Consider the following 10130-nt stretch of genomic DNA (forward strand, 5'->3'; position numbering starts at 1 on the left):
GGCGCGACAGCGGGGCCCCGGCCCGCACCGGCGCGGCCCCGTGCCGCCCCGCCTCCGGTCAGCGCGCCTCCCGTCAGCGGGCCTCGCGCTCCGCCGTCGCGAGCAGCGCGGGCAGCCGCTCGGCGAGGTACTCGTACTCCTCGGGCCGGTTGTAGACGTGCGCCGACAGGCGCAGGAAGCCGCGCCCGTCCCACGAGGTGACGGAGACCTCGCAGCGCAGTTCGGCCGCGATACGCCGCTGGAGCGCCGCCGCCCGCTCGGGGTCCGTCGCGAGCACCGGCGACAGAGGTATGAGGCGCATCGACAGCGCCTCGTTGACGCGGACACCGGACAGGTCGGCGTCCAGGGCCTCGGCGAGGAGCGCCTGCGCGGCCGTGACCGTGCGGTCCATCCGGGCGCGCGCCGCCTCCCAGCCCCCGCGCTCCGCGAGGAACGCGAGCGAGGCGGGCGCCGCGAGCCAGCCCGTGACGTCCTGCGTGCCCTGCTGGTCGAAGCGGTGCGGGTACGGCTCCGGGGCACCCCAGGAGTTCACGAGCGGCACCAGGTCCTGCGCCACGTCGTCGGCGGCCACGAGCGCGGCCGTTCCGCGCGGCGCGCACGTCCACTTGTGCAGGTTGCCCGTCCAGTAGTCGGCCCCCGAGGCGTGCCCCAGCGGGTCGGCGAGCAGGCCCGGCGCGTGGGCCCCGTCGACCAGGACGCGCGCCCCGGCGGCGTGCGCCGCCGCGACGATCCCGGGGAGCGGCAGGAGCCGGGCGGTCGGCGAGGTGATCTGGTCCACCACCACGAGGGCGACGGGAGCCCCGGCGGACAGCTCCTGCGCGAACAACGCCTCGATGTCCCGCGCCGACGCGTCGAGCGGCACGTGCAGCGTGTCCACGACCGCGCCGTGCAGCGCGGCGATCCGGCGCAGGCCCATCGCGACCGCGCCGTAGGTGTGGTCGGTCGTGAGCACGCGCGCGCCGCGCGGCAGGCGGAGCGAGGCGAGCACCGCGCTCGCGCCCGCGCTCGCGTTCGCCACGAGTGCGAGCGAGTCGGGTGCGGTGCGCAGGAAGGCGGCGATGTCGGCGCGCGCCGCCGCGATCCGTCCCGTCAGCGTCCGCCACCAGGCGTCCGGATTGCCCTCCATCTCGGCGCGCAGCGCGGCGAGCCGGTCGAGCACGGGGCGCGGCACCGCGCCGAAGGAACCGTGGTTGAGGTGCCGCACCTCCGGGTCGAGCGCGAAATCCGCGAGGGCCGGCAGACCCGTCGCCCCCTCGTCGTCACCGGTGGCCCCCGGCCTCCGCACCTGTGTCGTCATCCCAAGCCCTTCGTCGCACGCGCGGCGTACCCGGTGGCAGGCCGCGCGTCCGAGGCTACGGCGTACGCGTCCAAGCGAGCAGCCCGGCATACGTCTCCAGGTCCACGTTGCCGCCGCTCACCAGCACCCCGACGCGCTTGCCGCGCCACCGCTCCGCCTGCGCGTGCAGCGCGGCGAGCCCGAGCACGCCGGTCGGTTCCACGACGAGCTTGAGATACGTCGCCATGTCCCTCATGCGCGGCGCGAGCGCGTCGTCGGGGACCGCGAGGATGTCGGTCACCGCGTCCCTGATGAGCGGGAAGTTCAGCTCGCCGAGCGCGAGGGTCTGCGCCCCGTCCGCCAGGGTGTGCGGCGGGCCGATCCGGACGATCTCGCCGCGCGCGAGCGACTGCCTGCCGTCGTCGCCCGCCTCGGGCTCCACACCGAACAGCGCGCATTCCGGCGCCACCTCGCGCGCGACGAGCCCCGTGCCCGCGAGCAGCCCGCCCCCGCCGAGCGGCACGAACAGCGCGTCGAGCGGCCCCGTCTCCTCGAACAGCTCCAGCGCCGCCGTGCCCGCGCCCGCGACGATGTCGGGGTGGTCGAAGGGCGGCACGAAGGCCAGCCCGTGCCGCTCCGCGAGCTCCGCCGCGATCGGCGACGGATCGCCCGCGTACCGGTCGTAGAGCACCACCTTGCCGCCGTAGCCGCAGGTCGCGGCCAGCTTGCTCTCCGGGGCGTCCTCGGGCATCACGATCGTCGCCTCGACACCGAGCAGCCGCGCCGCGAGCGCCACCGCCTGCGCGTGGTTGCCCGAGGAGTACGCGACGACCCCCGCCGCCCGCCGGTCCGCGTCGAGCCGCGAGATCGCGTGATAGGCGCCCCGGAACTTGAAGGCGCCCATCCGCTGGAAGTTCTCGCACTTGAAGTGCACCTCCGCGCCCGTCAGCTCGTCCAGCAGGCGCGAACGCAGGACCGGCGTGCGGTGCGCGACTCCTTCGATGCGCGCGGCGGCGGCCACGACGTCCTGGTAGCGGGGGAGTGCGGGAACGGACCCGGGAGCAGCAGTCATGCGCGCGAGCCTAAGCCACCGGCCCGAACGCCCTTCCGCCCAGGCCGCCTTCCCCGCGCCGCCCCGCTCCCCTCGTCCACCGCCCTCACGCGGCTTTCCTGCGCGTGAAGCGGTCCAGCTCGCGAATGCCGAGGACCCGCGCGAGGAGCAGGTACACCACCCCGGCCACGAGCAGCGCCGCCACCAGGGTGAGCGCGAGGCCCACCGTCCCGGGCCGCTCGGCCACCCGTACCACCGCCGCCGCCGCGATCGCCGCGACGCCGGAGGCGAGGAAGAGGCGCAGGTGCGCCGAGACGAGCTTGCCGCCCAGCCGTCTGCGGGTTTTCTTGCGCAGCAGCTTCATCGTGACCACGAGCCCCACGAGGTAGCTCACGCCGTACGCCGCCGCCATCCCGACGACCGCCGACTTCACCGGCAGCAGGACGTGGCAGGCGTAGGCGAGCACGATGTTCACCCCGGCGATGAGCGCGGCCATGAAGAACGGCGTCCGCGTGTCCTCGAAGGCGTAGAAACCGCGCAGGAGCACGAACTGCATCGAGAACGGGATGAGCCCGGGCCCCAGCACCTGGAGCATCTGGCCGAGCGGCACCGTCGTCTTCACCGCGCCGTGCTGGAAGAGCAGCACCGCGATCTCCGGGCCGAGGGCCGCGAAGAGGAAGGCGGCCGGCACGATGAACGCGTTCGTCATGCGCAAGGCCCGCGCGAGGTCGCCGCGCAACTGCCGAAGCTCGCCCGCCGCCGCCGCGCGGCTCAGCCGGGGCAGCAGCGCCGTCACCACGGACACCGTCACGAGCGACTGCGGCAGAATCCAGATCGTCTGCGCGTACGAGTACGCCGAGTACCCGGCGCCCGCGTCCGGGGCCTGCGTGTCGACCAGGTTCGCGTAGTGCGTCACGACCGTCATCGCCGTCAGGTTCGCGAGGACGAAGAGCAGCGTCCACCGCGCCGCCGCGAGCGAGGGGCCCAGACCCGTGCCACGCCAGTCGAAGCGCGGCCGGAACCGGAAACCGGCGGCGCGCGCGAAGGGGATGAGGGCGAGCGCCTGGAGGGCGAGCGCGCCCGTCGTGCCGATCCCGAGCCACCGCACGTGCAGGGCCGTCACCCCCGCGACCTCCGAGGGCACCGTGAGCAGCGTCAGATAGCCGCCGAACATGGCGATCAGCACGAAGTTGTTGAGGACGGGCGTCCACATCATCGCGCCGAAGCGTTCGCGCGCGTTGAGGACCTGCCCGTAGATCGCGTACAGCCCGTAGAAGAAGATCTGCGGCAGCAGGTAGCGCGCGAACGTCACCGTGAGCTGGTACGCCTCGTGCTGGTCCGGCGTGTCGGGCAGGTAGACGCTGACGATCTGCGGCGCGGCGAGCACCGCGGCCAGCGAGCCGATGCCGAGCACCACCAGGACGAGCGTGACGAGCCGCTGCTCGTAGGCGAGCCCCCCGTCGGCGTCCCGCATCCTGGCCCGTACGAGCTGCGGCACCAGGACCGCGTTGAGGGCCCCGCCGATGAGGAGCGTGTACAGGCTCGTGGGAACCGTGTTCGCCGTGTTGTACGTACTCGCGAGCAGGCCCGTGCCGAGCGCGACCCCCTGGAGCACCTGGCGGATCAGCCCTGTCGCCCGGGACGCCATCGTGCCCGCGGCCATGAGCAGCGAGGAACGAGCGAGTCCGCTCTTCTTCTTGTGCCGCCCCCGCGCCTGCACACCGCCCGAGGCGGTGCGTATCCCCTCCGTCATGACGGGCACTCTATGGGGTCGCCGTTTCCCTCCTGTGACCGGTGGCCCCGGCACGGCCCTCCCCACCTGGTGAAACGTCCGGCACATCCCGTCCCGTCCCGCTCTGCGTCCCCGCTCCCGCCACCCGCCCGGGGCCCGCCCGCTCGCAGGCCCCCCGCGCGCGGGGAGGCTCGGGAGGGGAACCGTCCGGCCGCGGCCGGAGCCGCCGTCACGGGAGCGGGAGTACGCGATGGGCCTGCGCACCTGGATCACCGACCGGCCGGTCCACCGGCAGTTCACCGGGAGCGACCCGCTCGGCCGGGGACACGCCGCGCGCTCGGCCGCGACCGAGGCCCTGCGGCGCGCGCTCACCGCCGCGGGCGCCGCCGGCGCGCTCGCCGGGCCGCGCCTGGGCCGCACCGGGAACCGCGCTCGCCGGCCTCGCGCTCCTGGCGGGCTCCGCCTGTACCCGCTTCGGCGTCTTCGCCGCCGGGATCGCCTCGACCGAGGACCCCCGCCACGTCGTGGAGCCCCAGCGGGCGCGCCTCGCGGAGCGGGCGGGCACCTGAGCCCGCCGGGGGAAACGGGGCACGGCCGGACATGCCGGTGGCCGGCCCCCCCCGCCGTACGGAGGGGAGCCGGCCACCGGGCCCCGCGGGCGGTCAGCCGTTGCGCACGCCGTTCGCCGAGAGGACCGGGATGTCCTCCACGAGGTGCGAGAGGGGCTCGTCGCCCTTGGCCTGCGTGGAGTTCTCGGCGCACTGCTGGTTCTGCGGCGAGGACAGGACGTTGACGTCCTGGACGGCGACCGGGACGAGGAGACCCACGAGCGAACCCGCGTTGGCCTTGACCGGCACGCCCAGGCACAGCTTGTTGAGGCTGTCGCTCACGAGGCTGGCCTGCGGGCTCTGGTCGCCGACGGTCGTCGCGTTGCCGAAGGCGTCCGCGGCACCGTTGCCGCTCACCGAGGTGGTGCCGGCGTCGTCGGCCAGCGCCATCGCGGGGGCCGCGGCCATCGCGACACCGGCGACGGACGCGGAAAGCGCGGCTGCGGCGAGGTACTTCTTCATGAAACGTGCTCCTGATGAGTCGGATTGCGTGACCACCCGGCGGACCCGGGAGCCGGGCGGCCGGTGCCCCGCTGAGCGGGGCACGCTGCACAACCGCTCAACGCCGTCCTGGTTTCGCCCCGTCCCCCGTACGGACCATCCGGTGCCGCCACCCGTGACCCGCCTCGACCTGTGACGTTGAACGCGCCCCGCCCGGGCCCGCCCGGTTCTCACGCGGCCACGGGCCCGTCCGTCCTAGGGAGCGTATTCGGTTGTGATCAAGAGGCTGCTCGTGTGAGGTCCTTGATCCAGATCATCGAGGCGCGTAGGTAGAGTCCGGCGAGGTAGCTGTCGGGGGTCTTGTCGTAGCGCGTGGCGATGCCTCGCCATGCCTTGAGCTTGTTGATCAGACGCTCGACGGTGTTCCGCTCCTTGTAGAGGTCTGCGTTGTGGCTGACGGGCCGGCCGCCGTGGGAGCCCTTCTTGTTCCGGTTGGCGGCCTGGTCCTTCTTCTCCGGGATGACCGCTTTGATACGGCGTTTGCGCAGGTGGGCACGGTTGCCGCGGGACGAGTACGCCTTGTCTGCGGCGACCGCGTCCGGCCGGGTGCGGGGACGGCCGACGAGCCCGCGGACCCGTACCTTCCCCAGCACTGGGATGAACTGCGGACTGTCGGCGGCCTGCCCCTCGGTCAGGATGAACGCCAGCGGGCGGCACTTGCGGTCGCCGGCGACATGGATCTTGCTGGTCTGCCCGCCCCTGGAGCGTCCGAGCAGGGCGGCCTTCAGCCGGAGTTTGCGTCGGCGCCGGACGCGCCGTCGTTCTTCCCGCGCGGGATCGCTTTCGGTCTCCTGCCCGGTTTGTTCGTCGCAGCCGCCCCCTTTGACCTGGCCTTCTCCTCCTCGGCGGCGGCTTTCTCCAGGGCGGTGACGACGTCCTCGTCGAGGTGCATCCCGGCCGCGTCGTGGTGGGCACGGGCGGTGGTGGAGTCGATGCTGACCAGGGACAGGTCCACCTCACCGCGCTTCGCGGCTTCCGCGATCAGGCCCTCCAGCAGGGCCTCGAAGACCCCGGCGTCACGCCACTGCCGGAAGCGGTTGTGGACGGTCGACCAGGCGCCGAACTCTGCCGGCATCTCCCGCCACTGCCCGCCCGTCTTGAACCGCCAGATCACGCCCTCGAACTGCTGCCGCAGCCGCTCGGGGTACGGGCCGTACTCGCCGATCGGCAGGTACGGCTCAATGAAATCCCACTCCGGGTCGGTCAGTTGCACTCGCGTCACGTACGACGGTCTACCGGACCAGACCGTGCCACGAAGGCACATCCCGCAGATTGATCACGACTCGATACGCTCCCTAGAGCCCGTCGAAGAGCGCGCTCACCGACTCGCCGTTGTGGATGCGCCGCACCGCCTCGGCGAGCGCGGGCGCCACCGAGAGGACCGTCAGCTTCTCCGTGCGCTCGGCCTCGGGGACGGGCACCGAGTTGGTGCACACGATCTCCAGGACCTCCGGCTGCTCGCTCAGCCGCTTGAGCGCGCCCGAGGCGAAGAGCCCGTGCGTGCAGGCGACCCGCACCGAGCGCGCGCCCAGCTCACGGAGCCGGTCCAGCAGTTCCAGGACCGTGCTGCCCTTCGCGATCTCGTCGTCCAGGACGATGACGTCCCGGTCGGCGACGTCCCCGATGACCGCGCTGATGGACACCTTGTCGTCCTCGAAGCGCTGCTTGGCGCCGGCGGCGACGCGCGTGCCGAGCAGCCGCGCGAAGGCCGCCGCCTCCTTCGCGTTGCCGAGGTCCGGGGAGACCACCGTCGTGTTCGACAGGTCCAGCGCGCGGAAGTGCGCGGCGAGTTCGCGCAGCGCGTGCAGGTGGTCCACCGGGACCGAGAAGAAGCCGTGCACCTGCGGCGAGTGCAGGGTCAGGGCGAGGACCCGGCTCGCGCCCGCCGTCACGAGGAGATCGGCGACGAGCCGCCCGCCGAGCGAGATGCGCGGCATGTCCTTCTTGTCGGAACGGGCGTAGGAGTAGTGCGGCATGACGACGGTGATCCGCCCCGCCGAAGCGCCCCGCGCCGCGTCGCACATCATGAGCAGCTCGACCAGGTGCTCCTGCACGGGGGCGACCAGCGGCTGGATCAGGAACACGTCCCGTTCCCGGCAGTTCGCCTCCAGCTGCACCTCCAGGCAGTCGTTGGCGAAACGGTTGATCCGGGCGGGCGAGAGCGGCACTTCCAGGTGCCGGCACACCTCCGCCGCGAGTTCGGGGTGGGCACTACCAGTGAAGACGGCGATGTCTCGCACGAACCGGCTCTCCTACGGTCTTGGGGGGCGTCGGTCGGTCTACGGCTGCCGCTCGGCATCGTAGCGAGCGCGCGCCCGCGCCCGGAGCGGGGGGAGGAGCGCGAAGGCCCGCGCGGGGAGCGCGCGTTCCTGCGCCGTGAGCCCCGGGATCGCCTCGCGCCGTTCCCGCGCCGCCACCAGGTGCGCGTCCAGCCCGGGCGGGGCGAGCGCCAGGAACTCCGGCAGGAACAGCTCCACGAGCGCGGCGACATCGAGCCGCAGGCTCGCCTCGGCGAGGATCAGGGCGCTCGACGCCCAGTCGAGGCCGGGCGGGCCCACGGCCGCCGACTCCCAGTCGATGACGACCGGCCCGGTGGGGGAGAGGAGCACGTTCTCCGGGTGCGGGTCGAGGTGGAGCAGCCGGTGCCCGGCCGGCGCCCCCTCGGGCGCGGGCAGGCTGTGCAGCCGGTTCAGGAGCCCGGCGAGCAGGGCGGCCCCCTCGACCGCGCTCGTGCCCCCGTCGGCCAGCGACTGCGCGAGCGTCGGTCCCGTGACGCGCCGCACGACCATCTCGCGCGGGGCGAAGGGCCCGGGGCCCGGGGCCGGGAGCGGATAGCCGTACGAGGCGAGACGGCGCATGACGGCCGTCTCCGCCGCGGTGTCCCGCGCCGAGCGGTACCTGCGCACCACCCACTCCGCCCCGAGCGCGTACACGTCGGCACTGCGCCCCGAACCGATCAGCTCGCCCGGCCCCCCGTCGCCCAAGGCGTCCGCCCGGCCGCTCGCGCGCGCGTCCCTCGGGCTGCCCGCGACCCCGTCCGCCGACTCGTCTCGCGTCATGAGCGGAATACCACCACGTCACGACCGAACTTGTCGGCTCCTTGCGTCACTTGACGATCCGTTCCCCTTCACGGGCTGGTACCGGCTAGGTACCCTGACCCCCATGCCGTCACTCAACGTGTCCTTCACCGAAGAGGAGCTGGAAGGCGTCAGGGCCGCCGCCGCCGCCGAGGGCAAGAGCCTCAAGCAGTACCTGCACGACCTCGGCGTCAGGGAGCACCAGCGCAAGCAGTTCGTCTCGGGGGCACTGGACTGGGGCGACCGGCTGCGCGAGGAGTTCGACGCGGCCTTCCCCACCGAGATACCCCCGCGCCGGCGCGCACCGGGACACGGCGGCGGGCAGGCGCACGGGCGCGGTCACGGCGGCGGGCACAGTGGCGGTCACGGGGGCGGTCACGGCGGAGGGAAGAGCGTCGCCTGATGGCCCTGTTCGTGGATGTGGCCTGGCTCCTCGACGTCCAGGAGCAGGCCGTGCCCGAGGACGTCTCCGTGGCCGACTACTCGGCGCTCGTCGCCGCCGTCTCGCGGCACCGCACCACCATGCCGACCCTCGCCGCCTCCGACCCCGACGCGGCCTGGCGCGCGGCTGCCCTCCTCCACACGATCGTCCGCCTCGAACCCCTCCCGCACCGCAACTCCCTGTACGCGGCGCAGGTCGCCGCCCAGTACATGGGGCAGTGCGGCGAGGGCATAGACCCGCCCTACGGGGCGCTCTCCGAACTGATCAAGGAGATCAGCACGGACCGGGCGGACCTGTACGCGGTGGCGGAACGGCTGCGGGGGTGGCGGATCTGAGGCCGGGCCGCGGGGGAGCGGCGGCGCCCGCCCCGGGGCGGGCGCGGACCCGAGCGCGGCTGTCCACGCCCGTGCCGCGCCCCGTGACGCAGCCCCCGAGCCGCAGCAGCAGGGTGTCCGCGTTCCCTTCACGGCCGACGGGGACGAAGCCGCGCCGCTCGTAGAGCGCCCGCGCCCGGTTCCCGTCCTCGACGCGCAGGCTCAGCCCCGGGCACCCCCGTTCCGCCGCCGCCAGGACCAGGGCGTCCAGCACCGTGCCGCCCACCCCCGCGCCCCGTCGGCCGGGGGTGACGGCGAGCGTCAGCTCAGGGATGTCCGGGGCGACGTGGCCGTACCCCGGATCGGCGGCAGGGAAGCGGCGCGCCCAGGCCGCGCCCAGCTCGTGCCCCCGCGTGTCCTCCGCGACGACGCCGAAGTCGCCGGGCCGCCGCCAGCCGGTCACGTAGTGGGCCGCGCCGGGCACGGCCAGGAGGCCGGCCAGGGTGAAGCGCGGGCCGTCCCAGTTGAACGCCTCCAGGAGCATCAGTTCCAGGAAGGGCGTGTCCCGCCCCCGCGCCGGGCGCGTCCGGAACGCGGGCTGTCTGGTCTCCGTCACCCGGGCTTTCCACCGTTCGCCCCACCCCGGAGGCGAACGGATTGCGCGCCCCGGGTGTCTCACTCCTCGGGGTCAGTATTCCGTATCGTGAGACAGGGGGGCGACTTCGGCCACGTGTCTGATTATCGTGTCGCCCATGCACGGACCGGCACGCACTCTCCGCCTGGCGCTCTTCGCCGCCACCTCCTGGAGCGTCGACGACGCTCTGTGTCGTCGCTGACACCTGCCCCCGCCCGCCCGCGTGCCCCGGTGACATGCCTCGGGAGCCCCGAGGCGCCCCGTGCCTCCCACGCTCCGGACCACGGCGTCCGCACCGTGAGCAGCCCGTCCCCCGCCGCCACGTGTCCCCCGCACCCACCCGCCCGAAAGGCACCCCCGTGACCACCGCCCCCGCTCCCACGGCGGAGACCCCGGCAGCCCGGAGGGGACCGCTCGCCCCCGTACCCACGAGCGCCCCGCCCCCGGCCGCCGAGCCCCTGCCGCCCGTCAACAAGATCCCCCTCGCCCTCGCCG

At 73.9% G+C, this 10130-nt stretch carries 8 protein-coding genes and 2 pseudogenes; 2 read left to right on the top strand and 8 right to left on the bottom strand.

Annotated elements, in window-relative coordinates:
- Positions 1-73: 73 nt before the first annotated feature.
- The 7 genes and pseudogenes from SSBG_RS28350 to SSBG_RS28385 form a co-directional block, all read right to left on the bottom strand.
- Positions 74-1297: an aminotransferase class V-fold PLP-dependent enzyme gene (locus SSBG_RS28350; protein WP_050776837.1), complete on the bottom strand. Its 1224-nt coding sequence runs from the start codon at positions 1295-1297 to the stop codon at positions 74-76.
- Positions 1298-1352: 55 nt separating this feature from the next.
- Positions 1353-2348, bottom strand: a complete 996-nt coding sequence (locus tag SSBG_RS28355; RefSeq protein WP_008749480.1) for a threo-3-hydroxy-L-aspartate ammonia-lyase — start codon at positions 2346-2348, stop codon at positions 1353-1355.
- A gap of 85 nt (positions 2349-2433) precedes the next feature.
- A complete protein-coding gene (gene murJ / locus SSBG_RS28360) occupies positions 2434-4080 on the bottom strand; it encodes a murein biosynthesis integral membrane protein MurJ (RefSeq protein ID WP_037872111.1) in 1647 nt (548 codons plus the stop codon).
- Positions 4081-4721: 641 nt separating this feature from the next.
- Complete coding sequence (locus SSBG_RS28365; RefSeq protein ID WP_008749482.1) at positions 4722-5129, bottom strand: rodlin; 408 nt, start codon at positions 5127-5129, stop codon at positions 4722-4724.
- Positions 5130-5386: 257 nt separating this feature from the next.
- Positions 5387-6390, bottom strand: a pseudogene (locus SSBG_RS31845) (IS5 family transposase).
- 73 nt (positions 6391-6463) lie between these two features.
- A complete protein-coding gene (locus SSBG_RS28380; protein ID WP_008749484.1) occupies positions 6464-7408 on the bottom strand; it encodes a ribose-phosphate diphosphokinase in 945 nt (314 codons plus the stop codon).
- Between the two features lie 39 nt (positions 7409-7447).
- Positions 7448-8227 carry a phosphotransferase gene (locus SSBG_RS28385; protein WP_078491434.1) on the bottom strand — a complete coding sequence of 260 codons (780 nt, stop codon included), beginning with the start codon at positions 8225-8227 and terminating at the stop codon, positions 7448-7450.
- A 103-nt stretch (positions 8228-8330) separates the two neighbouring features.
- Here SSBG_RS28385 and SSBG_RS28390 point away from each other — a divergent pair.
- Both SSBG_RS28390 and SSBG_RS28395 read left to right on the top strand, forming a co-directional pair.
- Positions 8331-8555: pseudogene (locus SSBG_RS28390) on the top strand (hypothetical protein); the annotation flags it as partial.
- Positions 8556-8647: 92 nt separating this feature from the next.
- The gene (locus tag SSBG_RS28395) at positions 8648-9022 is read left to right on the top strand and encodes a hypothetical protein (RefSeq protein WP_037870822.1); all 375 of its coding nucleotides are present in this window, start codon (positions 8648-8650) and stop codon (positions 9020-9022) included.
- Here the strand turns inward: SSBG_RS28395 and SSBG_RS28400 are convergent.
- Positions 8961-9617, bottom strand: coding sequence for a GNAT family N-acetyltransferase (locus SSBG_RS28400; protein ID WP_008749487.1), 657 nt, complete (start codon positions 9615-9617; stop codon positions 8961-8963). The two genes, SSBG_RS28395 and SSBG_RS28400, sit on opposite strands and share 62 nt — an antisense overlap.
- Positions 9618-10130 lie beyond the last annotated feature (513 nt).

This window comes from Streptomyces sp. SPB074 (assembly GCF_000154905.1).
In the GTDB taxonomy this organism is placed as follows: Bacteria; Actinomycetota; Actinomycetes; order Streptomycetales; family Streptomycetaceae; genus Streptomyces.